The sequence below is a fragment of the Streptococcus suis genome, from assembly GCF_046032115.1.
GTDB classification, from domain to species: Bacteria; Bacillota; Bacilli; order Lactobacillales; family Streptococcaceae; genus Streptococcus; species Streptococcus suis_AJ.
This window is the reverse complement of sequence record NZ_JARQOZ010000013.1, coordinates 22,866-49,734: the sequence shown is the minus strand read 5'-3', so window position 1 is coordinate 49,734 and position 26,869 is coordinate 22,866. Positions and strand designations below refer to the sequence as shown.

The window sequence follows — 26,869 nt, the reverse complement described above, 5'->3', positions numbered from 1 at the left end:
GCCATCATGAATGTCTTGCTCACTCCCTTTTTAGTGTGCATTATCTGTATCTATGGTTATAGATATTATTGATAGCTACTTATAGTTTGAAAAAATAACTGAATTTTCAGAATATACTTGCAATGCCGATAGTTTTATGTTTTAATATATTTATTGGTTTTGCCAATAATGAAGGAGAAAAACTAGGAGGAAAAGTTATGAAAAAGAAAGAAACTTTCTCACTTCGGAAGTATAAAATTGGAACTGTGTCTGTTCTTTTGGGTGCAGTTTTTTTGTTTGCAGGTGCACCATCGGTAGCTGCAGATGAATTGACAAGCCTTGTAGAGACTAAGGTGGAAGCAACTGTTCCTGACGCAATCGTCAGCGAATCAGCCTCAGAAAGTCCCGTAGTCGAGGAGTTAGTTGACACTTCTGTGGAGGCTACCCCAACGGATGTAACCACTACAGATAATAAAGAGGAAACACCTGGCTCAGAAGCTCTTGAAAACATCACAAATACAGAAGTAGAGACAACTCAACCAGCTGTAGAAACTCCAGCTATTTCAGAGAAAAAAGTAGAAGAAGAGGAGAAGCTTTCCGTAGCAGATGAGACTACTGCTATTACGAATCAGGAAGAAGCGAAACCACAAAACATTGATAGTAATACGATCATTACAGTACCTAAAGTTTGGGATAGTGGTTACAAGGGCGAAGGAACAGTAGTTGCAATCATAGATTCCGGTCTTGATGTTGACCACGATGTATTGCATATTTCAGACCTCTCAACTGCAAAATATAAATCAGAAAAAGAGATAGAAGCAGCTAAAGAAGCTGCAGGAATTACCTACGGTGAATGGTTTAACGATAAGGTTGTATTTGGTTATAACTATGTTGATGTGAATACTGTCTTGAAAGAAGAAGACAAACGTTCACACGGTATGCACGTAACAAGTATTGCCACAGGAAATCCGACACAACCAGTCGCTGGACAATTAATGTATGGTGTAGCTCCTGAAGCGCAAGTCATGTTTATGCGTGTATTCTCAGACCTCAAAGCTACAACAGGCGCAGCATTGTACGTAAAGGCGATTGAAGATGCTGTAAAATTAGGTGCAGATAGCATCAACCTCAGTCTGGGAGGAGCTAACGGCTCTGTTGTTAACATGAATGAAAATGTGACTGCAGCAATCGAGGCTGCTCGTCGTGCAGGGGTTTCTGTTGTTATTGCAGCTGGTAATGATGGAACATTTGGTTCAGGTCATTCTAATCCGTCAGCCGATTATCCAGATTATGGCTTGGTCGGTGCTCCTTCAACAGCTCGCGATGCAATTTCTGTCGCTTCTTACAATAACACAACGGTTGGTAGTAAAGTAATTACTATCATTGGCTTAGAAAACAATGCTGACTTGAATTACGGTAAGAGTTCGTTTGATAATCCAGAGAAAAGTCCTGTACCATTTGAAATCGGGAAAGAATATGAATATGTCTATGCGGGAATCGGTCAAGCTTCGGATTTTGATGGTCTAGATTTGACTGGAAAACTTGCACTCATCAAACGTGGAACGATTACCTTCTCAGAAAAAATAGCCAATGCAACAGCTGCAGGTGCAGTAGGAGTGGTCATTTTCAATAGTCGTCCAGGTGAAGCCAATGTAAGCATGCAACTTGATGATACAGCTATTGCAATTCCATCTGTCTTCATTCCATTGGAATTTGGTGAGGCTTTGGCAGCTAACTCATATAAGATTGCGTTCAATAACGAAACGGATATTCGCCCTAACCCAGAATCAGGTCTTCTTTCAGATTTTTCAAGTTGGGGTCTATCAGCAGATGGTGAGCTAAAACCAGACTTAGCTGCTCCAGGTGGTGCTATTTATGCAGCCATCAATGATAATGACTATGCCAACATGCAAGGAACAAGTATGGCTTCTCCACACGTGGCAGGAGCAGCCGTACTAGTAAAACAGTATTTACAGGCAACTTACCCTACTAAGTCCCCTCAAGAAATCGAAGCCTTAGTAAAACACTTGCTTATGTCTACTGCTAAAGCACATGTGAACAAAGAAACAACAGCCTACACTTCCCCACGCCAACAAGGTGCAGGTATCATCGATACTGCAGCAGCTATTTCTACAGGTTTATATTTGACTGGCGAAGACGGTTATGGCAGCATTACCTTGGGAAATGTTGAGGATACATTCAGTTTTACGGTCACACTTCATAACATTACAAACGAAGATAAGACTTTAAACTACTCAACGCAATTAACAACGGATACTGTCCAAAATGGATTGCTCACCTTGGCTCCACGTCTATTAGCAGAGATTTCTGGCGGTAAGGTGACTGTGAAAGCCAATTCAAGTACAACTGTTACAATTAATGTCGATGCATCAAGCTTTGCAGAAGAATTGACAGGATTGATGAAAAATGGTTACTATCTTGAAGGTTTTGTTCGATTTACAGATGTAGCCGACGGCGGTGATATTGTCAGCATTCCATACGTTGGTTTCCGAGGGGAATTCCAAAATCTAGCCGTTCTGGAAGAGCCGATTTACAATCTTATTGCCGATGGTAAGGGGGGCTTCTACTTTGAACCTGTTACAGCACAGCCAAATACTGTTGACATCAGCCATCACTACACAGGTCTTGTTACAGGAAGTACGGAGTTAATCTATTCTACAGACAAACGATCTGACTTTGCAATCAAGACTCTTGGTACATTTAAAAATGAAGCAGGATACTTTGTTTTAGAGCTTGATGAGTCTGGTAAACCTCATTTAGCTATCTCGCCAAATGGGGATGACAACCAAGATTCGCTCGCTTTCAAAGGTGTCTTCTTAAGAAATTATACTGATTTAGTCGCAAGCGTCTATGCTGCAGATGATACTGAGCGAACAAATCCACTTTGGGAAAGTCAACCACAGTCAGGCAATAAGAACTTCTATAGTGGTGATCCTAAAAATCCAAAATCAAGCATTATTTATCCTACTGAATGGAATGGAACAGATAGTGACGGAAATGCTTTAGCAGATGGTAAGTATCAATACGTTTTGACCTACTTATCTGAAGTTCCAGGTGCAGCAGTACAAACTATGATTTTCGACGTTATCATCGATAGAGAATCACCAGTTATCACCACAGCTACCTATGATGAAACAAACTTTACATTTAACCCTCGTCCAGCCATTGAAAAAGGAGAATCCGGTCTATATCGCGAGCAAGTATTCTATCTTGTAGCAGATGCAAGCGGTGTGACAACTATTCCTTCCTTATTAGAAAATGGTGATGTAACTGTTTCTGATAACAAGGTATTTGTGGCACAAAATGACGATGGTTCCTTCACATTGCCTCTTGATCTTGCAGATATTTCAAAATTCTACTACACAGTAGAGGATTATGCTGGTAACATCAGCTATGAAAAAGTAGAGAATCTGATCAGTATTGGCAATGAAAAAGGGTTGGTAACTGTCAATATTCTTGATAAAGATACAAATAGTCCTGTACCAATACTTTTCTCTTACTCAGTCACCGATGAAACAGGCAAGATTGTTGCAGAATTACCACGATATGCCGGCGATACTAGCGTTCTTAAGCTACCATTTGGTACTTACACCTTTGATTTATTCCTATATGATACAGAGTGGTCAAGCCTAGCAGGTGAAACAAAAGCAGTCGTGACGATTTCGGAAGAAAATAGCACTGCCGAGGTGAATTTCTATGTGACTTTGAAAGATAAGGCAAACTTGCTGGTAGATATTGATGCATTACTACCTTCTGGTTCAACCATCCAACTGGTAACCGCTGATGGCCAGACTATTCAGCTACCAAATGCTAAATATTCTAAGACTGATTATGGTAAATTTGTACCAGTTGGTACCTACACTATCCTTCCAACCCTCCCAGAAGGCTATGAATTTTTGGAAGAATTAGACGTAGCAGTACTTGCAAACCAGTCAAATGTTAAGAAATTAACCTTAATTAATAAAGTTGCTTTGAAAGAACAGATTGCTGAACTTGCTGGACTTGAAGAAACAGCGCGTTATTACAATGCTAGTCCAGAACTTCAAACTGCCTATGCTAAAGCATTAGAAGATGCCAATGCAGTATATGCCAACAAACACAATCAGGCACAAGTAGATTCAGCACTTGCCAGTCTTGTGGCGGCGAGAGGACAGCTAAACGGTCAGGCTACCGATAAAGAAAAACTAATTGCTGAAGTATCAAACTACACACCGACTCAGGCAAACTTTATTTATTACAATGCTGAAAATACCAAACAAATTGCCTATGATACAGCTATTCGTTCAGCACAACTTGTATTGAACCAAGAGAATGTAACACAGGCAGTTGTCAACCAAGCGTTGGCTGACTTGTTAGCAGCGAAAGCCAACTTAGATGGTCAAAAGACTGATATTTCAGCCCTTCGTAGCGCAGTATCCGTTTCTTCCGTATTAAAAGCGACAGATGCTAAGTATCTCAATGCATCTGAGAACGTGAAACAAGCTTATGACCAGGCAGTTGAAGCAGCGAAAGCGATTCTAGCTGATGAATCTGCAAGCCAAGCAAGTGTCGATCAAGCTCTAGCCCTTCTGACAAGCGCTCAGGCAGAACTGGATGGTGTTGCTACTTCAACAAATGATGCCAAAGAGCCAGCAAATACTGCCACTGACAAAAAAGATGAAGGCACTGTAACGCCTCCACCTATAGACTCAGAAAAAGTTGATGTACAGGCACCTCCTGTAAAAGATACTGGGAATTCAGGGTATGTACCGATAGGTCAAAAGCCAAACCCTCAACCAACTTTACCTCGTCCAGTCACTTTGCAAGCTAGTCTATCTAGCCCTAATCAAGAAAAACAGGTGACTCAACTACCAAATACTGGAGAAAATGATACGAGATACTATCTTGTTCTTGGTGTCATTATTGGGCTAGGGACTTTGTTAGTAAGCAAACGACGTCATAAGGAAGAAGTATAACCAACACTAGCTTTATCACAAGTTTACTAAATAATAAAACCGCTTAATCATTGATTAGGCGGTTGTTTGTGTTTGAAATTGAAGCATTATCTTTTGGATGTTTCTTGAGACATCAGTTGGCTTTACAAGATAATAATCTTGAGCCAGTTGGTCGGCAATATAGGAGTGGAGGTAGGTTGCTACAAGGATTCTTTCATATAGTTGAACATGGGGAAATTGTACAGCAAATCCTGCAATCATACCTGCAAGAGTATCTCCCATACCTCCTGTTGCTTGGTAGGGACCACCAGCTCCTATTGGAGTGACTTGGTTTGGCTGGGTTTTTAGGATTTGAGTAGCAGAACTTTTAGCTACAAGGATTGTATTTTCTTGAAAAGATTGCAAGACTTCAAGATTTCTTTGGCTTGTTTGGTCAGCAACCGGAATGGCTGATAACCGTTCCCATTCTTTCTGGTGGGGCGTCAGGATGACTTGTTTACACGGGAAGTTCTTCCTGTTTTGCTTTGCGACTAAGGTAAGGGCTGAGCCGTCAAGAACTAAAATCTGCTGGTCAGATAAATGTTCAAAAACAAAGTCCAATAACTGTTCAGCTCTGCTATTTTCCCCTAAACCTGGACCAATCAATACCAAGTCAGCATTTTCTAAGCTACTTATCAGCAAGGCTTGATCGTCAAATGAAAATGCCATGGCTTCAGGCAGATGACTATGTAAGGCTGGTATGTTGTCTTTTTCAGTAGCAACAGTTACCAAACCTGCTCCACTGTTGACGGTTGCTAGTGCGGCCATGATAATCGCTCCACCATAAGGATACAGTCCACCAATCAGCAAGACTCGACCATAGCTCCCCTTATGGCTATTGCGTGGTCGTGCTTGAATAACCTTTCTACAGAGTTCTTGTAAGTCCATACTTATTCCCCCTTTTCTTCTTATTATATCACGAGGAATGAGGTTTATGACAATCCAGATTTTAGATAAATCCAAGTTTTCATGCTATAATGAATTCATGGTATTATCAAAAAAACGTGCAAGAAAAGTTATTGAAGAAATCATCGCTCTATATCCTGATGCTAAGCCTAGTTTGGACTTTCGAAATCACTTTGAGTTGGTATGTGCAGTGCTCTTATCTGCTCAAACTACAGACGCTGCGGTGAATAAGGCAACACCTGGTTTGTTCGCAGCTTTCCCTACGCCCCAAGCCATGGCAGCAGCAGAAGTAAAGGATATTGAGCCTTATATTTCTCGTTTGGGTTTGTACCGAAACAAGGCAAAGTTTTTAAAAGACTGTGCCCAGCAGTTGATGGAACGGCATAATGGCATTGTTCCGCAGACTCGTGAGGAATTAGAAGCTCTGGCAGGAGTGGGAAGAAAAACGGCCAATGTTGTCTTAAGTGTCGGTTTCGGAATCCCAGCCTTTGCAGTTGATACCCACGTGGGACGGATTTGTAAACACCACGATATTGTCAAAAAATCGGCTACACCCCTGGAAACAGAGAAACGAGTCATGGAAGTCTTACCTCCTGAACTCTGGCTCCCTGCTCATCAAGCTATGATTTATTTTGGTCGTGAGGTTTGCCATCCTAAGAACCCTGAATGTGAAAAATTCCCACAATTATATGAATTTGACTAAAAAAATCTTCTGTTTTTGAAGATTTTTTTAGTTTTTATGTAAAATTGTTTGAGTAAATTCTGAACATTTTTTTAAATTTTATAAGAATAGTAACTCAGAAAAGAATTATACGAATGTTATGTTTTATAAACAAGTCGAAAAAGTGACATATCCGAATATTGTCTAGATAGGTTTCTTTTTTATTGACAAAACACAAACGACAAGCTATACTATATCTTGTAATAAGGAAAAAATACGAAAAACAAACCGTTTTTCTGTTCCAATGTTAAGAAAAAGAGGTAGAAGCATGTTCAACGAAACTCCAGTTTTTGACTACGAAGATATTCAGCTCATTCCAAATAAATGTATCATCAATAGCCGTTCCGAGGCAGATACAACAGTGACTCTTGGGAAATATAGCTTTAAATTACCAGTTGTTCCAGCTAATATGCAGACTATTATTGATGAAGATGTGGCAGAAATGCTTGCCAAAGAAGGGTATTTCTATATCATGCATCGTTTCGATGAAGCTGGTCGTATTCCATTTATCAAACGCATGCACGAGCAAGGTTTGATTGCTTCCATCTCTGTTGGCGTAAAAGAATATGAATATGAGTTTGTGACTAGCTTGAAAGCTGATACCCCTGAGTTTATCACCATCGATATTGCTCATGGCCATGCAGAAAGTGTTATCAAGATGATTCAACATATCAAGAAAGAATTGCCTGAGACTTTTGTTATTGCTGGAAATGTCGGTACTCCAGAAGCAGTTCGTGAACTAGAAAATGCTGGTGCAGATGCGACAAAAGTTGGTATTGGTCCTGGTAAGGTCTGCATCACCAAGGTCAAGACTGGTTTTGGTACTGGCGGTTGGCAGCTGGCTACCCTTCGTTGGTGTTCAAAAGCTGCTCGTAAGCCAATTATTGCGGATGGTGGAATTCGTACCCACGGAGATATTGCCAAATCCATCCGCTTTGGTGCAAGTATGGTCATGATAGGCTCCCTCTTTGCCGGTCATATCGAAAGCCCAGGTAAGACGGTAGAAGTGGATGGCAAACAGTTTAAGGAATACTACGGGTCCGCCTCTGAATACCAAAAAGGTGCTTACAAAAACGTCGAAGGAAAGAAAATTCTCTTGCCAGCCAAGGGACATTTGAAAGATACTCTGATTGAAATGGAGCAAGATTTGCAGTCATCTATTTCTTATGCAGGTGGACGTGACATTACCAGCTTGAAGCATGTGGACTATGTTATTGTGAAAAACTCTATCTGGAATGGTGACTCAATCTAGTCAAAGAGGACTTGCAATGCAGGTCCTTTTCTTGTTACAATATTTATATAAAATTGAAAGAGAATAAGTATGTACCAAACAAGAAATAACAAAGAAAAGCTCTGGCTTTTTATTAAGATTTTTTTACCTATTTTAATTTATCAGTTCGCTAATTACTCCGCATCCTTTATCGATACCATGATGACAGGCCAGTACAGCACTATGGATTTGGCAGGTGTTTCCATGGCGACCAGTCTTTGGAATCCCTTGTTCTCATTTTTGACGGGTATCGTATCTGCACTTGTTCCAATCATTGCTCAATATCTAGGACAAGGAGAGAAGATAAAAATCCGACAGGAATTTCATCAGTTTGTCTATCTAGCCCTTGGGCTGACAGTCCTTCTCTGGCTCTTGGTCTACCTGCTTGCCATTCCCGCCTTGGCTCAGTTTGGACTCGATGAATCTGTTTTTCAAGTTGGTAGGCAGTACCTCTATTTTATTTCCATTGGCATCCTGCCTCTCTTGCTCTTTAGTGTCTGTCGCTCTTTTTTCGACGCCCTCGGCTTAACCCGACTCTCCATGTACCTCATGTTGCTCCTTGTCCCATTTAACAGTCTATTTAACTATCTCTTAATTTATGGGAAAATAGGCCTACCGGCCCTAGGCGGAGCTGGAGCTGGATTGGGTACTGCTTTAGCTTACTGGGCGGTACTGCTAGTAATCGTCATTGTCATGTGCAAAAATAAGACCATTGCTTCTTATCAGATTTGGCGGTGGAGTCCGATTGATGGGACTTTACTGAAAGAAGGATTGAAAATCGGGCTTCCCATCGGTTTACAAGTCTTTGCAGAAGTAGCAATTTTTGCAGTAGTAGGGCTCTACATGGCAAAATTTTCAGCCCAGATTATAGCAGCCCACCAGTCAGCTATGAACTTTGCGACATTATTATATGCCTTTCCTGCCTCAGTTTCTTCAGCCCTAGCTATTGTCATTGCTTATGAAGTAGGGGCTAAACGACCACAAGATGTGAAAGCCTACAGCCGTCTAGGACGCCTGGTGGCACTTGGTTTTGCAGGCTTAACACTCACTTTCCTATATTTTTTCCGCTCCAAAGTTGCCTACCTTTATGGTAATGACGCAGAATTTATCCGTCTGACCTCGCATTTTCTTAGCTTTGCCCTCATGTTCCAGTTAGCAGATGCCTTTACAGCACCTATTCAGGGGATATTACGTGGTTACAAGGATACGACTGTTCCCTTTGTACTTGGTTTAGTTGCCTATTGGTCCATGACTTTCCCCGTCGCATTCTTGCTTGAAAGATTTTTCCAAATGGGTCCAGAAGCCTATTGGATTGGTCTTATTTCAGGGATTTTTGTCTGCGGAATAGCTCTTAATTTGCGCTTGATCAAAATAGCTCATTCTCATTTGTCCGTGAAATAAATTAACTATGAAAGTCGGAGGCATCCGGCTTTTTCTCTCTTGTGAAAATATCTTGCTCATGTTAAAATAAAAGGATAGAAAATCAAATGGAGAAATTATGAATTATTTTAACGTAGGAAAGATTGTTAACACGCAAGGTCTACAAGGGGAAATGCGTGTTTTGTCTGTGACCGATTTTGCTGAAGAACGTTTTAAAAAAGGGGCAAAGCTTGCACTTTTTGATGACAAGGATCAGTTTGTCATGGAAGTGGAAATTGCTAGTCACCGTAAGGCTAAGAACTTTGATATTATCAAGTTTAAGGGCATGTACCATATCAATGATATTGAAAAGTACAAGGGCTTTAGTTTGAAAATTGCCGAGGAAAATTTGACAGACCTTGAAGATGGTGAATTTTATTACCATGAAATTATCGGCTTGGATGTCTATGAAAATGACCAGTTGATCGGACAAATCAAGGAAATCTTGCAACCAGGTGCCAATGATGTCTGGGTGGTGAAACGAAAAGGTAAGAAAGACCTGCTCTTGCCATATATTCCACCTGTTGTCTTGAACATTGATATTCAAAATAATCGTGTCGATGTGGAATTGCTCGAGGGCTTAGACGATGAGAATTGATATTTTGACCCTCTTCCCAGAGATGTTTGCGCCACTTGAACACTCTATCGTGGGCAAGGCACGAGACAAGGGCTTGTTGGAAATCAACTACCACAATTTCCGAGAGAAAGCTGAAAAGGCTCGCCATGTGGACGATGAGCCATACGGTGGTGGCCAAGGAATGCTACTCCGTGCCCAGCCAATTTTTGATACCATGGATAGCATTGAACAAACCAAGCCACGTGTTATCTTGCTGGATCCTGCTGGTAAAACGTTTAACCAAGCCTATGCTGAAGAATTAGCTAAGGAAGACCAGTTGATTTTTATCTGTGGTCATTACGAGGGCTATGATGAGCGGATTAAGACCTTGGTGACAGATGAAATTTCTCTTGGGGACTATGTTCTGACAGGGGGGGAGTTGGCAGCTATGACCATGATTGATGCTACTGTTCGCCTGATTCCAGAGGTTATTGGCAAGGAAGCAAGCCATACGGATGATAGTTTTTCATCTGGACTATTGGAGTATCCGCAATACACGCGTCCCTATGAATATCGGGGTATGGTTGTACCAGATGTTCTCATGAGCGGTCACCATGAAAATATTCGTAAATGGCGTTTGGAAGAAAGTCTACGCAAAACCTACCAACGTCGTCCAGACTTGTTAGAAAACTACAATTTTACAGCTGAAGAATTAGCAATTTTTGAAAAAATCAAAGCAGAAGACACAGTTGATTAGACTGTGTTTTTCTTGCTAGAAGGAGAAATGATGAAACGCAAAGTATTTGATGATTATAAGCCATACAAATTAGGAAGAATTGCCAAATTTGACCTAGGTAACAATGAAAATCGCATAATCGACTGGTCATTCTTGCCACAAAAAACCTTGGAGAGCTTGGAAGTAAGCCAGTTGAGTTATTACGGTGATAACACTTACTCCGAACTGATTGAGAAATATGCGGCCTATCTTGGAGTGAATCCCAAACAAGTGACGGTAGGTGTGGGCTCTGATCACCTTATTCACATGATTGTGTCCACCTTTATGGAAAAAGATGATACTTTTTTGACTGTTAATCCAGACTTTTTCATGTATGAAACCTATAATCACATGCATGGTAGCCAGTTTGAAGCCGTTGACCTGGTTGAAAAAGATGGAACCTTGGTTTTGCCTGTGGAGAGCCTGTTGGCGCGTGCAGAGGAGTTGAAGGCGAAGATAATCATGCTTTCCAATCCTAACAATCCTTCTTCAGTAGCTTATTCGCTAGAAGATTTGGAGAAATTGGCTATTTCTTTTAAAGGGCTACTCGTTGTAGATGAGGCGTATATTGAATTTGCAAATGTTGAAAGCTTCATCAGTCGTCTGCAACAATTTGACAATGTTTTAGTTTTACGGACTTTATCAAAGGCCTTCGGTCTAGCAGGTTTACGAGTTGGCTTTGCGGTAGGAAGCGAAGAGTTAATTTATGAATTGGACAAGGTCATTCCGCCATTCAGCTTGTCAAACTTGACTGCGAAAATGGCAGCCGTTGCATTGAATTATACAGACAAAGTTTTAGAAACAGTGGGAGTAATTCAGAATTTGCGAGAAGAAATGATCTTATTCTTGCAAGGGTTAGATAACTGTCAAGTTCTACCTAGTCAGGCTAGTTTTGTAACGTTTAAAGCACCGTGGACAGAAGAAATTTATCAGCAAGCCTTGGCACAGGATTGGAATTTCAAATACTATCCAACAGGTAAATTAGAAGGATATATTCGCTTATCTATCGGAAGACCAGAAGAGATGGCTATGGTTAAAGAGATGATCACATCATTGATAGAAAATGGGACAATTTCATAAGAGATTGTTCTTTTTTTGAAGAAATCTGCTAGTTTTTTGTTTTTTTGAAAGAAAATGATAGAAAATGATTGACAATGGCAGAAAATCGTGTATAATGATTTTTGTAAACGATTGCAGGAGGTGTTGAACATACTCAAATCAGAACGAAAACAGATTATATTGGAGCGAATACACTCCCAACAGTTTGTTCGGCTAGAGGAATTAATCGAAGTTCTTGATACATCCGAGTCTACTGTACGTAGGGATTTGGACGAGTTGGAAAACGAAGGTAAGCTTCGTCGTGTACACGGCGGTGCTGAAGCGCCAGGAAATTTGCAACAGGAAGAGTCTATTCTAGAAAAATCTGTCAAAAACGTTCAAGAAAAACGAGAGATTGCGGAAAGAGCAGCTCGACAGATTGTTAACGGAGACGTAATTTTTTTAGATGCAGGTACAACAACCGGTGTACTGATTGATTATCTTCAGCAGGAAAATCTGACAGTCGTTACCAATTCTATTCACCACGCAGTGAGGCTGGTTGAACGCAAGATAAAAACAATCATTATAGGTGGTTTTGTTAAGCAATCAACAGATGCTTCCGTTGGAGCAGTAGCATTGGAACAAATTCGACAGCTCAATTTTGATAAGGCATTTCTGGGGATGAATGGTATTGATAAAAACTATTTTACAACGCCAGATATTGAAGAAGCGACCATCAAACGCACTATCATAGACAATGCCAAAGAAAGCTTTGTTTTAGCAGATGCGTCAAAAATCGGTCAATTCTCCTTTGTTAAAGTTGCGGCAATCGAAAAATCCAACATTATCTGCCAATCTTCAGAAAGCAGTTTGTTGGACATCATAAAAGAGAAAACGAGGGTAATCGAGGTATGATTTATACAGTTACGCTCAATCCAGCCATTGACTATATCGTTCGTTTAGAACATGTCGAAACGGGCAGTGTCAATCGTATGGAGAGCGACGATAAGTATGCCGGCGGTAAGGGAATTAACGTTAGCCGTGTTTTGAAGCGATTGGGCTATCCGAATACAGCAACGGGTTTCCTTGGGGGATTCACAGGTCAGTTCATCAAAGATGGATTGGTTGCTGAAGGCATTGATACCGATTTTGTACAAGTTGACCAAGATACACGTATTAACGTGAAAATCAAGGCCGACCAAGAGACAGAAATCAACGGATTGGGACCGATTGTGACAGATACACAATTGGCTGAATTAGAAATGGTTCTAGCAGGATTGACCAAGGAAGACACAGTTGTTTTTGCAGGTTCTGCACCAGCAAGTATTGGAAATGAAGTTTATAACAGACTGATTCCAGTGGCGAAAAAAGCAGGAGCGCAAGTTGTCTGTGACTTTGAAGGTCAGACACTTCTGGATTCACTTGCTCACCAACCACTCTTGGTCAAGCCAAACAACCATGAACTTGAAGCAATCTTCAATGTTGAGTTGAATGGCATTGCGGACATCGAGACCTATGCTAAGAAAATCTTAGATATGGGAGCACAGAATGTTATCATTTCTATGGCAGGTGACGGAGCCTTGTTGGTCACTCCAACAGCTACTTACTTTGCTAAACCAATCAAGGGAACAGTGAAAAACTCTGTCGGAGCTGGAGATTCCATGGTGGCAGGATTTACTGGCGAATATGTTCGCTCACAAGACCCAATCGAAGCTCTCAAATGGGGAGTTGCTTGCGGTACGGCAACAGCCTTTTCAGACGATTTGGCAAGTATCGAATTTATTAAGGAAACTTATGAAAAAGTTGAGGTAGAAACACTATGAAAATTCAAGATGTTTTGAGAAAAGATGTCATGTTGCTTGATTTGCAAGCGACATGCAAGGAAGCAGTTATCGATGAAATGATTGCTAGTTTGGTTGATAAAGGTTATGTAACGGATTTTGACGTATTCAAAACAGGTATTATGAACCGTGAAGCACAAACGACAACAGGTCTTGGTGACGGTATCGCAATGCCACATGCTAAGAATGCTGCTGTGAAAGAGGCAACTGTTCTCTTTGCTAAATCAAACAAGGGTGTTGACTATGCAAGTCTTGACGGTCAACCAACAGACTTGTTCTTTATGATTGCAGCTCCAGAAGGTGCTAACGATACCCACTTGGCTGCTCTTGCTGAATTGTCTAAATACTTGATGAAGCCAGGTTTTGCAGATAGACTTCGTGCCGTAACGAACCCAGAAGAAGTCATTGCGGTCTTTGATACAGCTGAAGCAGCAGACAAGGCAACAGAAGAAGTGGTTGCAACTCCAAGCGGTGACCGTCCATTTATCGTTGCTGTTACAGCATGTACAACAGGTATTGCTCACACTTACATGGCAGAAGAAGCACTTAAGAAGCAAGCTGCTGAGATGGGTGTTGACATCAAGGTTGAAACCAACGGTGCTTCAGGTGTTGGAAACAAACTAACGGCTGAAGACATCAAGAATGCAGCAGGTGTTATCATCGCAGCAGATAAGGCTGTTGATATGCCACGTTTCAATGGCAAGCCATTGGTATCTCGTCCAGTTGCAGCTGGTATCAAACAAGCAGAAGAATTGATTAACATCATCTTGGACGGAAAAGCCTCTGCATACACAGCGACAGAAGGAGCAGCTACTGTGGAATCTTCAGAAAAACTCAGTCTTGGTAAAGCATTCTATAAACACTTGATGAGTGGTGTTTCTCAAATGTTGCCGTTCGTTATCGGTGGCGGTATCTTGATTGCCCTTGCCTTCTTAGTGGATAACTTTATTGGCGTGCCGCAAGACAGTCTTGGAAACTTAGGATCGTATAACGAGCTTGCATCCATGTTCATGAAGGTTGGTCAGGCAGCCTTTGGCTTCATGTTGCCACTCCTTGCAGGTTACATTGCTTACTCAATCGCTGAAAAACCAGGTTTGGTTGCAGGTTTCGTAGCTGGTGCAATCGCTAGCAGCGGTCTTGCGTTCGGTAAAATTCCATACGAAGCTGCTACTTCAGAAATTCCGGAAGCTGTATCATCTGGTTTCTTGGGTGCCCTTGTTGGTGGTTTCCTTGCTGGTGGTGTAGTACTTGTTCTTCGCAACGCTTTGCGTAACATGCCAAAATCACTCCAAGGTTTGAATGCAATCTTGCTTTTGCCACTTTTGGGTACAGCTATCACTGGTTTCTTGATGTTCTTTGTCAACATCCCTATGGCAGCAATCAACACTGGTATGAACAACTTCCTTGCTGGTCTTGAAGGTAGCTCTGCTATTCTCCTTGGCCTTGTCCTCGGAGGTATGATGGCAGTCGACATGGGTGGTCCAGTCAACAAGGCAGCTTATGTCTTCGGTACAGGTACGCTTGCAGCGACTGTTGCAGACGGTGGTTCTGTTGCAATGGCAGCGGTCATGGCTGGTGGTATGGTTCCACCATTGGCAGTCTTTGTTGCAACCCTTCTTTACAAAAATAAATTCACACAAGAAGAGCGTAACTCAGGTTTGACAAATATCGTAATGGGTCTTTCATTCATCACTGAAGGTGCGATTCCGTTTGGTGCTGCTGACCCAGCTCGTGCAATCCCAAGCTTTATCGCTGGTTCTGCCCTTGCAGGTGCCTTGGTTGGTTTGTCAGGCATCCAATTGATGGCGCCTCACGGTGGTATCTTCGTTATCGCTTTGACTTCTAACCCACTTCTTTACCTTGCTTATGTAGCAATTGGTGCAGTAGTATCAGGTGTTCTTTACGGCGTACTTCGTAAAGCTAAATAAGATTGTAAACCTTGTCATTTGACAAGGTTTTTTCATCAGGAAAATGCTATAATTAGATCAAGATATAAATAATTATGTAAATAATACCAAATATAGTATATTGAGCCATATTTTGTTTGCTTTAAAATAGTATATTATTAGAAAAATATGCTATACTTTTAAGTAAGAAGAAACAAACGAAGGAGCTTCATATGTTTTGGAAGGAAAAGCAAAATAAGTTTTCTATTCGCAAATTTAATAGAGGCGTTGCATCAGTTATTATTGGTATGACTGCCGCCTTATTTTTTGTACCAAATTTGGCTATTAAAGCAGAATTGACAGCTCTTGCCCATACAAATGTAGCAAGAGAACAGATTTCCTATAAATATGTCCTTTATTCGGAACTGACATCAGATGAGAAGGCACGAATTCAAGCGACCATTCCAGCAAGGCAGGTTGGGGATACCCATACTTACTATATGGTCTATCGGCCAAAGACAAATTTGCCTCAAACAGGAGATATACCGACTTTTACAAGTAGTCTGGTTGGTTTAGGGCTATTGATTATCGGTCTATCTCTTACAAAAGATAGGAAAAAACGAATTGTTAGAAGTCTGATTATTTTAACTGCTACAGGTAGTCTTTCAGTGGCTGCAATTTCTACAGGTAGCCTCTCAGGTTTTGATAAACAATTTAGCCTTGCCATAGGTGAAGCTTTGCCACAAGCAGTGATTTCTATAGATCAACATGAATTTGTAGGTTATATTTTAGAAGGGCATGTTAATTCTGAAGCAATCACAGTTAGCGAAGCAATTATTGATGAGCAAGGGTCATCGAGCGAATTGATATTGCCAAATATATTGGTTGAGGGAATATCTAAGCATTCAGAAGCTCCCATTGTTGATGATATTATTCCTGAGGAACCAACAGTGCCTGTTGCCCCAAGTTCTCCAGTTACGGAACAACCAGAAGCCCCCGTTCCTCCATCAACAGAAGATGAAGTTCTACCTGAGGAACCAACAGCGCCTGTTGCCCCAAGTGAACCAATAACGGAACAACCAGAAGCTCCCGTTCCTCCATCAACAGAATCCGAAGTTCAACCCGAGGAACCAACAGCGCCTGTTGGCCCAAGTGAACCGGTTACGGACGAGCCAAAAGTGCCTGAAACACCAGTTTCTCCAACGGTTGAGGATGAAGTTCAACCCGAGGAACCAACAGCGCCTGTTGTCCCAAGTGAACCGGTTACTGAACAGCCAGAAGCCCCCGTCACTCCCGTTCCACCATCAACAGAAGCCGAAGTTCTACCTGAGGAACCAACAGCGCCTGTTGTCCCAAGTTCTCCAGTAACTGAACAACCAGAAGCTCCCGTTCCACCATCAACAGAAGATGAAGTTCTACCTGAGGAACCAACAGATCCAGTTGTCCCAAGTGCCCCAGTAACGGAAGAACCAGAGGTTCCAGTCACTCCCGTTCCACCATCAACAGAAGATGAAGTTCAACCCGAGGAACCAATAGAACCTGTTGTCCCAAGTTCTCCAGTAACTGAACAACCAGAAGAACCGGAAACTCCCGTTCCGCCATCAACAGAGGGCGAAGTTCTACCCGAGGAACCAACAGTGCCTGTTGCCCCAAGTGAACCGGTTACTGAACAGCCAGAAGCCCCCGTTCCACCAGCTACAGAAGCCGAAGTTCTACCCGAGGAACCAACAGAACCAGTTGTCCCAAGTTCTCCAGTTACGGAACAACCAGAAGAACCTATTAAAACCAAACCGAAGTTAGTTTTATCAATTCTTAAAGAAAATGTAGATGATAAGAGTGTAGAACTAAGCTATACACTGACAGATAGTGATTCTACATTTGTCAAGGCTATGGTATCTCTATACAAAGGGGATGAATTAGTCACAGAAAAAGAAATTCTAACACAAGAAGAGCTATACAAGGTTCAATTTGCTAACTTACTACTGAACACTGAATATAAAGTTAAAACACGATTTGCCTATAATTTAGGTAGTGATGATGTGGAAGAAGAGCTCGGAACAGAAAAATTTGAACTAGAAAATAAATTACTGGAATTACGAGAATACAAGAGTATTGAGCTATATCAGGTGGATGAAAGTGGAGAGAAAACAAGGGTTACAGCCTTGAGCAATCTTCCAACTACTACAGAAAATTATCTTGTTAAAATTGCTACTGTAAACAATAAAGATATTTACCTCCCTGTCGATAAATTTGAGAATGATGTCAATGGCATTAAGGTGAGCATTATTCACCCAAAATTAGTGAAATTTAATCAGAATAATCATAGTTTCGATGAACACCATACCTTTACAGTTGATAAGCTCGTTTTACAAGAGGGTGCCTACAGTAAATTTAGTGAATTAGTAGATGCCATCAATAACAATCCTAGTGGAACCTACTATCTAGCTGCGGATATGGTAGTTGATAAGTCAGTTTCAACGGACACCTACATTACCAAAGAATTTACTGGTAGTCTGAAGAGCCTGGGTGACCACAAGACTTATTCTATTTTGCAGTTGGATAGACCGCTTTTCAACACGCTCAAGAATGCTAGGGTAGAAAATATCTCCCTAAAAGATGTGGCGATTTCAAACGAGCAAACGGAAGTAGCTGCTCTAGCTAAAAAATCAGACAAGTCTATCATCGATAAGGTTTCTATTTCAGGAAATATTACTGCCAAACAAAATATTGCTGGCATTGTCTATAACGCCACAAACGGCACAACCATTAGTAATTCCATTGTTAATGTCAACCTAAGCAATACAGCAAGTCATGAAACTTATCATATGGGTGGTGTTACAGGAATTTTAAATAGTTCAACCATTGATAAGGTGCGGGCTACTGTTGCGATTGATGCCAAAACTGCAAGTGGACGTGGACAAAAAATTGGTGGTGTCACAGCGGAGATGATAGTGCTAACCCAGCAACCGATCATAACAAATGTCTATGTTACAGGAAAAGTAGAAGCCAGTGCCCCTGCTGATACAGGTGGTGTGGTTGGCTTAGCTAGAATGTCTTTCTTGAATAATATAGCAACAGGTGCATCTGTCACAAATGGCGGCATCATCGCTTCGGGTCAAACTCAATCTGCTACAGTATGGTCCACCATAAGCAATCTCTATAGTGTTGAAGGTCATGCAGCAGGGCAACCAAATCCTACCATTCAGTCTACAAGCCTTTCTCAAGAAGCCGTGCTAGAGAAAATCAAGGCATGGGGAATTCCAACAACGCCAACCACGACAGGACAGGAAACTACCGACAGTCAGTCGAATTCAGTGCAGACCATCGATTATAACCAGGTTCAAAATGCTCAGGCTGAACGAAGAACTGCCTATGAAAACACTGCTAAGTTGTTGCCTTTCTATGATCGGCATACGATAGTTAAATATGGGAACTTGATTGATGAAACAAGCAACCTCTACAGCAAACCTATCCGATCTGTCCTTACCTTGACTGAGGATGGCATAGTAACAAATATCTATGATCAACATGCTTACTTGAATAAATTGCTGATCCATTTTGAAGACGGAACTTCAGAAATACTACCCCTAGTGTTTAAGGGTGAGTATGGCAACACCAAGGTTGTGGAATATCGTTTAGGCGAACAACTCCTCTATACACCGGAACAGTTACTATCTCTGGAATCCAGCCTCATCGATGATCTAGTAGCGGCATTTTCACAGGTTGAACTTTACAGCGAAAAGATGGCTGACATCTTGCATATCCAAACATCAGATAAACAGGTCAAATTAAAAGACTTGTATTTAGATGAGTCCTTTGCAGAAGTCAAAGCCAATCTCGAGGGCCATATCAAAGGTTTGTTGGCAAACAGACAGGTGGTTGATACCACAAGCAAGGCTGTCAGGGATGTCATTAAAAATGAATTCTTGGCAGACAAAGAAAAAATCATGTTTGCACTTGCCTACCTCAATAGGCTATACGGTATTACATACGGAGATACCAACATCAAGAATATTGTGCTCCATCATGCAGATTTTTATAGTCGTCAACTGGATACTCTTGAGTGGTTGAAGTCCTTTACAGATAAGATAATCAAGGATACGGATGTGTATTATGTTTCACAAAATGGCTATGAAAATATGTATTTTGACAGATTAACACTTGCCAATAATGCAGCTATTCATAAGGAACGCTTTGGGCATTTATCTGGTCAACTCGGAACAGTTCGTGATTTCTTGGAATACAATAAGAAATTGTTCTTGGGAGAAACTGATTCAAGGAAGTGGTTCAAAGAAGCGACCAATGCCTTTGTTTATGAAATTCCATCAAATGTAAACTCGAGCATTGACACCAGTCTATATAGCCATTTGGGACGTATTCCACGCTATGAAAAATACTATTTGCCACTGCTGAATATCAAGGAAAAAGATGATATTTTTGTCCTGAGTTCTATGGCTACAGTAGCCTTTGGTGGTTATGGAAGATATGTGGATACAGCTTTGAAAAAGACCGATCCTGACCAATATTACCAACATGTCCAGTCGGTACAGACAAATCTGATACCAAAACATGCCAAACGCTTGGGTGACTTCTTGGATATGTGGTATCAGATGGCAGATTCTCATCTGAGAGACAAGTTTATCCAACGCTCAACTGAAATTTGGGATGGTTACTGGATCAAGGATTCAAATGCATTTGAAGAACCGAATGATAAACGTCGTTGGGCAGGTAAGTATGACCAGGAATACCGCTATGTTCAGGAGTTAGCAGGTGCCTTGAATGAATGGCATAGACAATCAAGAGATAGCGCCTTTTCAGACACAGAAACCTTTGTTAAATTCTCCAATCGAGATATGCTATCTGATTTAGGAGATTCGACCATGAGCCATGAATTGATTCATAACTATGATGAAACCATCATATTGGACGGTCATAAGCGTCGTCCTGGTCAAGATGCAGAATCCTATGCTATGGGCTTGTTGCAGTCATCAGCTGGTGGGGGTATTTATTACTATGGATTTAACTTCATGAATGAACATAGTCCAAATACTCCACACAATGTTTCAAGTGGTCGTTTCAAAACAAAAGAAGATTTACAAACCTATCTAAAAGGTGTCTTTGATGTTACCTACCTCTTGGATGCAGTCGAAATCCAAGCTATTGCTGCCAAGGGGAAAGAGGCTTATCCTTACTTCTTTAACAAGATAGAGTTGGTTCAAGCCAATGAAGCAACTGTTGGTCAGTCCCTTGGCTATCAAAATGCACATGACCGTATCAGGAAATTGAGTAATGAGGAACTGGCTAACTTGAACATTGCGACTATCAATGATGCCATTGACCATGCCCTAGTTGCCAAAACATCACTGTTACCAGAGCAAGACTATCTACGTGAAAATTTGAAGAACTACTATTTCGTACCGCTCTATTATCCGATTTATGCAGGATTACAAAATGATCAAGGTACTGTTGGTGGTTTACAATTCCGTAAGACGGCCTTGGAGCTTCTAGCAGCAAAAGGGTGGGAAGATGGTTTTATTCCATATGCAACAGATAAGCTAAAAGCAGAAGCAGAGGCGGCAGGTCGTCCACTATCTGATCAGTTTATTTTTGAAAAACTATTTGCTAATCACTATACTGACTATGCAAGTTTCAAAAAAGCTATGTACAAGGAACGCTGGGATAAGAAAGATAGACTGAGAGCCGTCACGATTAGCTTCAATGGTCAGACTGAAACAATAGATAATGTTGAAACGCTGAGCAGGCTGATGGCGGAGGCTGTCGAAAAAGATTATCAGGCTGCTAAGAATAAGCAAGTAGGTTTTAATCGCCAAAGTTTGAAAGACGCTATTTTGAAAGCCTATGTCGGTTTGACAGATAGCTTCACATCTTCGATATTTACTGACTGATCTAGATCTAGTTATGTTTCTTAGTCTACTTGGCTCTTTTAGGAAGAAGTTGGAATGATTGTATTTTCAGCTTCTTCCTTTTATTTTCCCAATTATCTACTAAATTATGGTATAATGAGCATAGTATTGTTTTTAGGAGAATTTAGAAATGGAAATCGTTCGCGAAAAAGAATTTGTCAATCAGTATCACTTTGATGCACGTAATCATGCCTGGGAAAAGGAAAACGGGGTGCCAGAAACCAAATTAAATGTTGATTTCCAACTACTTGAACGCAATGAGGAAGAAAATAAAACGTCAATGATTACTATTTTACGTTTTATCATTGTTTTGAATCATTTTGTAATCTCAGGTGCTATGAGCCAAGCTGTTCATCTACAGGAACGTTATGTTAATGAACCGACTGAATTCACTGATGAAGAAAAACGAACCTTAGTTGAGCCGCTATTGGATATGCTAAAACGCATGACCTATGATGTCACAGAAATCGCTTTTGATGCACCAGGTGTAAATTTGGAGTTTTAATATGAAATTAGCAGTTATTACTGACTCATCAGCTGTTTTGAATGTTCAAAGTATTGAGCGGGATGACCTGTTTGTCCTAAGCATTCCAGTCAGCATTGATGGGGAAAATTATATCGAAGGGCAAAATTTGACGGTTGAGGAATTTTATCAAAAAATGGCCTCTTCAAAAGAATTGCCAAAAACCAGCCAGCCAAGTTTGATGGAATTGGAAGAAATTCTTGGTAGCTTGAAAGAAAAAGGATATACCCACGCGCTAGGTTTGTTTTTATCATCAGGTATTTCAGGTTTTTATCAAAATATTCAATATTTGGCTGATGAATTTGACGGTCTGACAGTTGCCTTTCCAGATACAAAAATCACTTCAGCACCTTTGGGCATGATGGTGGAGAATGTCCTTAAATGGGCTGATGCAGGACTAGGTTTTGAAGAAATTACAGGCAAGTTAAACCTAGAAATTGGCAAGACAACTGCCTTTATCATGGTTGATGACCTCAATCACTTGGTAAAAGGTGGTCGCTTGTCTAATGGTGCGGCCTTGCTTGGCAATCTTTTGAGCATTAAACCGATTCTGTATTTTACAGGTGAGGGTAAGATTGAAGTTTATGAAAAAGTTCGGACGGAGAAGAAAGCCATTAAGCGTTTAATCGAAATTCTCCAAGAACAAACTAAAGATGGACAGTATCAGATTGCTATCATTCATGCCAACGCACCTGAAAAGGCTGAAAACTTTAAAGTGCAGCTAGAAGAAGCAGGGGTAGGTAGTGATTTGCCAATCGTGTCATTTGGTTCAGTCATCGGTACACACTTGGGAGAAGGGGCTGTGGCCTTTGGTATTTCTCCCATCATTGAATAGGAGTTTTCATGACAATTAAGGTAATTATCGCAGGATTTAAAGGGAAAATGGGCTCAACGGCTGTTGAAATGGTCAAGGGTGACGCAGCACTTAGTCTGGCTGCCTTGGTGGATCCATTTGCGACAGAATCAGAAGTGGATGGAGTTCCTGTTTTCAAGACCAAAGAAGAAGTTGCCAGCCTAGAAGCTGATGTCTGGGTGGATTTTACAACGCCAAAATTTGCTTATGAGAACACCCGCTTTGCCTTAGAAAATGGCTTTGCACCTGTAGTTGGAACGACAGGCTTTACTCCAGAAGAAATTGAAGAATTAATCTCCTTGTCTGCTGAGAAGGGCTTGGGAGGCTTGATAGCTCCTAACTTTGCTATTGGAGCTATCTTGCTCATGCAATTTGCAGCACAGGCAGCCAAGTATTTCCCAAATCTTGAAATCATCGAATTACACCATGACAAGAAGAAGGATGCACCGAGCGGAACAGCTGTCAAAACGGCTGAACTCATTTCCCAAGTCCGTCAGTCACAGGCTCAAGGTGCAGCAGATGAAGAAGAATTGATTGCTGGAGCTCGTGGTGCAGAGTTTGACGGTTTCCGTATCCACTCTGTCCGCTTGCCAGGCCTTGTTGCCCATCAGGAAGTGATTTTTGGGGCACAGGGAGAAGGATTGACTATTCGTCATGATTCTTACGATCGCATTTCCTTTATGGGCGGTGTCAACCTCGGCATTAAAGAGGTAGTCAAACGCTCACAACTCGTTTATGGTTTGGAACACTTATTATGAAATTACACAATCTGCCTTCTGAGTTTCAGGAGGCTTTGCCGATTTTAGAGAAAATTAAAGCAGCTGGCTTCGAGGCTTATTTTGTTGGCGGCTCCGTACGGGATGCTATTTTGGGCAGACCTATTCATGATGTCGATATTGCGACATCCAGCTACCCTCAGGAAACGAAACAAATCTTTTCACGGACTATTGATGTCGGAATTGAACACGGTACGGTGCTAGTATTAGAGGGGAAAAAGGAGTATGAAATCACGACCTTTCGGACAGAGGAGGAGTATGTGGACTTCCGCAGACCGAGCCAGGTTTCTTTTGTGCGTTCCTTAGAAGAAGATCTCAAACGCCGCGACTTCACGGTCAATGCCTTTGCCCTGGATGAAGAAGCACGAATTGTTGACCTCTTCGATGGGATGACCGACTTAGAAAACCGCACCCTACGGGCTGTAGGCATCCCGGCTGAGCGTTTCAACGAAGATGCCCTCCGTATCATGCGTGGATTTCGCTTTGCAGCGACCTTGGACTTTGAGATTGAGCCGACGACATTTACAGCTATGGTTGAAACCGCACCGCTCTTGGAAAAAATATCTGTAGAACGCAGTTTTATCGAGTTTGATAAACTTTTGATGGCAGATTTTTGGCGAAAAGGCTTGCGCGCTATGATTGATTCCAAGGCTTATGATTTCTTGCCTGATTTAGCTGGAAAAAGTGATGAATTAGAGACCATGCTAACAAGTCTGACAGAGGATTTTCGATTTTCGACTTCTGAACAAGCTTGGGCCATGCTCTTTGTCTGCCTAGGTATCGAGAACATCAAGACCTTTCTGAAAAAATGGAAAACCAGCAATGATTTTCAACGCACTGTGGTCAAGTTGGTAGAGATTTATCAGCTTCGCCAAGCAGGACCTGTTACCAAGCAAATCTGTTTCAAGTATGGCAAAGAATTCTTGTACTTGGTAGAGGAACTCCGTCAGGCACAAGGTTTGACTATAGATTTTGCAGCAATTGACCATATTGATCAGTCTTTAACTATCCACGACAAGCATGAAATTGTTGTCAATGGAGGACATTTGATGAAGGCATTCGACCTCAAACCAGGTCCAATATTGGGAGAACTACTCAAAGAGGTGGAATTCCAGATTGTGGAAGGACAGCTAAAAAACGAAGAGCAAGCGATTATGACATTTGTGAAAGGAATCTTAGAGAATGAGTGATTTTATCGTTGAACATCTGACTAAATCTGTCGGAGATAAAACGGTCTTTGCTGATCTGTCTTTCATCATCCATCAAGGCGACCGTATCGGGATTATTGGGGTCAATGGTACAGGAAAGACGACTTTGTTGGATGTTCTGTCAGGTCGTATCGGTTTTGACGGAGATGTATCACCTTTTCGTACAAAAAATGCCTATAAAATTGCCTATTTGACCCAGGAACCTGATTTTGATGAAAGTAAGACAGTTTTAGACACCGTTCTTTCATCTGACCTCCGTGAAACCCAGCTGATTCGTGAATACGAGTTGCTCTTATCTCATTACAATGAAGCCAGTCAAGCAAGATTAGAGAAGGTCATGGCAGAGATGGATTCTCTCAATGCTTGGGAGATTGAAAGTCAGGTCAAGACTGTCTTGTCGAAACTCGGGCTAACAGACCTCAACAAAACCGTTGCTGAGTTATCGGGTGGTCTACGTAGACGAGTGCAATTGGCCCAAGTCCTCCTTGGCAATGCTGACTTGCTCTTGCTGGATGAACCGACTAACCACCTGGACATTGATACCATTGAATGGTTGACGACTTTCTTGAAAAATACTAAAAAGTCTGTTCTCTTTATTACCCACGATCGCTATTTCTTGGACAATGTGGCGACACGGATTTTTGAATTGGACCGCGCCAGCTTAACCGAATATCAGGGAAATTACCAGGACTATGTTTGCTTGAAGGCAGAACAGGACGAGCGAGATGCCGCCCTTCGCCATAAGAAAGAGCAACTCTACAAACAAGAGCTGGCTTGGATGCGCAGACAACCTCAAGCTCGTGCAACCAAGCAACAGGCTCGTATCAATCGTTTCCATGACCTCAAAGGCGATTTAGCCAACAAGATAGACGATAGCGAACTGGAAATCAATTTTGAAACCTCTCGTATCGGTAAAAAAGTTATTAACTTTGAAAATGTCAGTTTTTCCTATCCTGACAAGCCCATTTTAAAAGACTTTAACCTGCTCATTCAAAACAAGGACCGCATCGGAATTGTCGGTGACAATGGTAAAGGAAAATCTACCTTACTCAATCTAATCGCAGGTGATTTGCAGGCAGACAGTGGTAAGGTAAATATTGGTGAAACCATCCGCATCGGTTATTTTTCTCAGACCATCAAGGGCTTGGACGAAAGCAAGCGGGTCATCAATTTCTTGCAGGAAGTGGCAGAAGAAGCTAAGACGACATCTGGTATGGTTTCTATCGCAGAACTCTTGGAGCAATTCCTCTTCCCTCGCAATACCCACGGTACCTTGATTGAAAAGCTATCAGGTGGGGAGAAAAAGCGGCTTTACCTGCTGAAAATTCTCTTGGAAAGACCCAATGTTCTCTTACTAGATGAGCCGACTAACGACTTGGACATAGCGACTCTGACAGTCTTGGAACATTTCTTGCAGGGCTTTACTGGTCCAGTTATTACCGTTAGTCACGACCGTTATTTCCTAGACAAGGTTGCGACCAAAATTCTGGCTTTTGAGGAGGGCGGTATTCAGACTTTCTTTGGCAACTACACGGACTACCTGGATGAGAAGGGCTTTCTGGCTTCTAGCTCTGCTATTTCCTTGGAAATACCAAAGGAGAAAACCGAGAAGGTCAAAGAGAACAAGAAGCGGATGTCCTACTTTGAGAAGCAGGAATGGGCGACCATCGAAGAAGATATTGCTGGCTTGGAGGAGCGGATTGCGGAAATCGAGGCGGAAATGCTAACCTGTGGGAGTGATTTTACAAAATTGTCCGACCTGCAGAAGGAATTGGATGAGAAAAACGATCTGCTCTTGGAAAAATATGAGCGGTATGAGTATCTAAGCGAGTTGGAGGGCTAGATGAAAGTTCTTGTCATGTCATATATGGTCATCTATCTCTTGGTGACCTTGGGAGCGGCTTTGTTTAGCTATTTAAAGACCAAAAAAATGAATACATTGCGCTTGGCGTTAACGGTCTTATCCATGCTCTTGCTGGCTGTCACGCTTTATTTTTATGGTCAGTCTTATCACGACTTGCAGATGGTGGGGTTTGCTCTAGGATTTACCTTTATTTCTACTCTTTTTCTCTATAATGGAACGAAAGAAGGTAGTAATTTTACGACAGTTATGCTCTTTTCCATTGGAAGGTTTATCTTGCATATTCAATTTTTAATTTTGCTCTATCTTTTCAGATAGGGCAATTTTTATCCGTGCAAA

18 protein-coding genes are annotated in these 26,869 nt (G+C 41.5%); 17 read left to right on the top strand and 1 reads right to left on the bottom strand.

Going from position 1 to position 26,869, the window contains the following annotated elements:
• Nucleotides 1-197: 197 nt before the first annotated feature.
• Entirely contained in the window at nucleotides 198-4,955 is a 4,758-nt protein-coding gene (locus P7J36_RS05705; protein WP_408551676.1) for a S8 family serine peptidase, read from the top strand.
• 54 nt (nucleotides 4,956-5,009) lie between these two features.
• On the opposite strand, the gene P7J36_RS05700 is transcribed toward P7J36_RS05705, so the two are convergent.
• On the bottom strand, nucleotides 5,010-5,861 hold the full coding sequence (locus P7J36_RS05700) for an NAD(P)H-hydrate dehydratase (RefSeq protein ID WP_408551677.1): 852 nt from the start codon (nucleotides 5,859-5,861) through the stop codon (nucleotides 5,010-5,012).
• Nucleotides 5,862-5,958: 97 nt separating this feature from the next.
• On the opposite strand from P7J36_RS05700, the gene nth reads away from it, so the two are divergent.
• The 16 genes from nth (at nucleotide 5,959) to P7J36_RS05620 (ending at nucleotide 26,848) form a co-directional block, all read left to right on the top strand.
• Nucleotides 5,959-6,582, top strand: a complete 624-nt coding sequence (nth, locus tag P7J36_RS05695) for an endonuclease III (RefSeq protein WP_012775083.1) — start codon at nucleotides 5,959-5,961, stop codon at nucleotides 6,580-6,582.
• A gap of 286 nt (nucleotides 6,583-6,868) precedes the next feature.
• Nucleotides 6,869-7,852: a GMP reductase gene (guaC, locus tag P7J36_RS05690; protein ID WP_408551678.1), complete on the top strand. Its 984-nt coding sequence runs from the start codon at nucleotides 6,869-6,871 to the stop codon at nucleotides 7,850-7,852.
• 69 nt (nucleotides 7,853-7,921) lie between these two features.
• Nucleotides 7,922-9,271 (top strand): MATE family efflux transporter, encoded by a 1,350-nt coding sequence (locus tag P7J36_RS05685; RefSeq protein WP_408551679.1) that lies wholly within the window; start codon nucleotides 7,922-7,924, stop codon nucleotides 9,269-9,271.
• A gap of 97 nt (nucleotides 9,272-9,368) precedes the next feature.
• Nucleotides 9,369-9,887 (top strand): ribosome maturation factor RimM, encoded by a 519-nt coding sequence (gene rimM, locus P7J36_RS05680; RefSeq protein ID WP_408551680.1) that lies wholly within the window; start codon nucleotides 9,369-9,371, stop codon nucleotides 9,885-9,887.
• A complete protein-coding gene (trmD, locus tag P7J36_RS05675) occupies nucleotides 9,877-10,602 on the top strand; it encodes a tRNA (guanosine(37)-N1)-methyltransferase TrmD (protein ID WP_408551681.1) in 726 nt (241 codons plus the stop codon). Before rimM ends, trmD begins: the two co-directional genes overlap by 11 nt.
• A gap of 30 nt (nucleotides 10,603-10,632) precedes the next feature.
• The gene (locus tag P7J36_RS05670) at nucleotides 10,633-11,700 is read left to right on the top strand and encodes a pyridoxal phosphate-dependent aminotransferase (protein ID WP_408551682.1); all 1,068 of its coding nucleotides are present in this window, start codon (nucleotides 10,633-10,635) and stop codon (nucleotides 11,698-11,700) included.
• 123 nt (nucleotides 11,701-11,823) lie between these two features.
• Entirely contained in the window at nucleotides 11,824-12,573 is a 750-nt protein-coding gene (locus P7J36_RS05665; protein ID WP_408551683.1) for a DeoR/GlpR family DNA-binding transcription regulator, read from the top strand.
• Nucleotides 12,570-13,481 carry a 1-phosphofructokinase gene (gene pfkB / locus P7J36_RS05660; protein WP_408551684.1) on the top strand — a complete coding sequence of 304 codons (912 nt, stop codon included), beginning with the start codon at nucleotides 12,570-12,572 and terminating at the stop codon, nucleotides 13,479-13,481. Before P7J36_RS05665 ends, pfkB begins: the two co-directional genes overlap by 4 nt.
• Complete coding sequence (locus P7J36_RS05655) at nucleotides 13,478-15,427, top strand: PTS fructose transporter subunit IIABC (protein WP_408551685.1); 1,950 nt, start codon at nucleotides 13,478-13,480, stop codon at nucleotides 15,425-15,427. Before pfkB ends, P7J36_RS05655 begins: the two co-directional genes overlap by 4 nt.
• 191 nt (nucleotides 15,428-15,618) lie before the next feature.
• Nucleotides 15,619-21,291, top strand: a complete 5,673-nt coding sequence (locus P7J36_RS05650) for a ZmpA/ZmpB/ZmpC family metallo-endopeptidase (protein ID WP_408551686.1) — start codon at nucleotides 15,619-15,621, stop codon at nucleotides 21,289-21,291.
• Nucleotides 21,292-21,439: 148 nt separating this feature from the next.
• A complete protein-coding gene (locus tag P7J36_RS05645; protein ID WP_408551687.1) occupies nucleotides 21,440-21,814 on the top strand; it encodes a DUF1149 family protein in 375 nt (124 codons plus the stop codon).
• 1 nt (nucleotide 21,815) lies between these two features.
• Entirely contained in the window at nucleotides 21,816-22,667 is an 852-nt protein-coding gene (locus P7J36_RS05640) for a DegV family protein (RefSeq protein ID WP_408551688.1), read from the top strand.
• Between the two features lie 8 nt (nucleotides 22,668-22,675).
• Nucleotides 22,676-23,443 carry a 4-hydroxy-tetrahydrodipicolinate reductase gene (gene dapB / locus P7J36_RS05635; protein ID WP_408551689.1) on the top strand — a complete coding sequence of 256 codons (768 nt, stop codon included), beginning with the start codon at nucleotides 22,676-22,678 and terminating at the stop codon, nucleotides 23,441-23,443.
• Nucleotides 23,440-24,651 (top strand): CCA tRNA nucleotidyltransferase, encoded by a 1,212-nt coding sequence (locus P7J36_RS05630; protein ID WP_408551690.1) that lies wholly within the window; start codon nucleotides 23,440-23,442, stop codon nucleotides 24,649-24,651. Before dapB ends, P7J36_RS05630 begins: the two co-directional genes overlap by 4 nt.
• A complete protein-coding gene (locus P7J36_RS05625) occupies nucleotides 24,644-26,512 on the top strand; it encodes an ABC-F family ATP-binding cassette domain-containing protein (protein WP_408551691.1) in 1,869 nt (622 codons plus the stop codon). Before P7J36_RS05630 ends, P7J36_RS05625 begins: the two co-directional genes overlap by 8 nt.
• On the top strand, nucleotides 26,513-26,848 hold the full coding sequence (locus P7J36_RS05620) for a hypothetical protein (protein WP_024410081.1): 336 nt from the start codon (nucleotides 26,513-26,515) through the stop codon (nucleotides 26,846-26,848).
• Nucleotides 26,849-26,869: the final 21 nt, after the last annotated feature.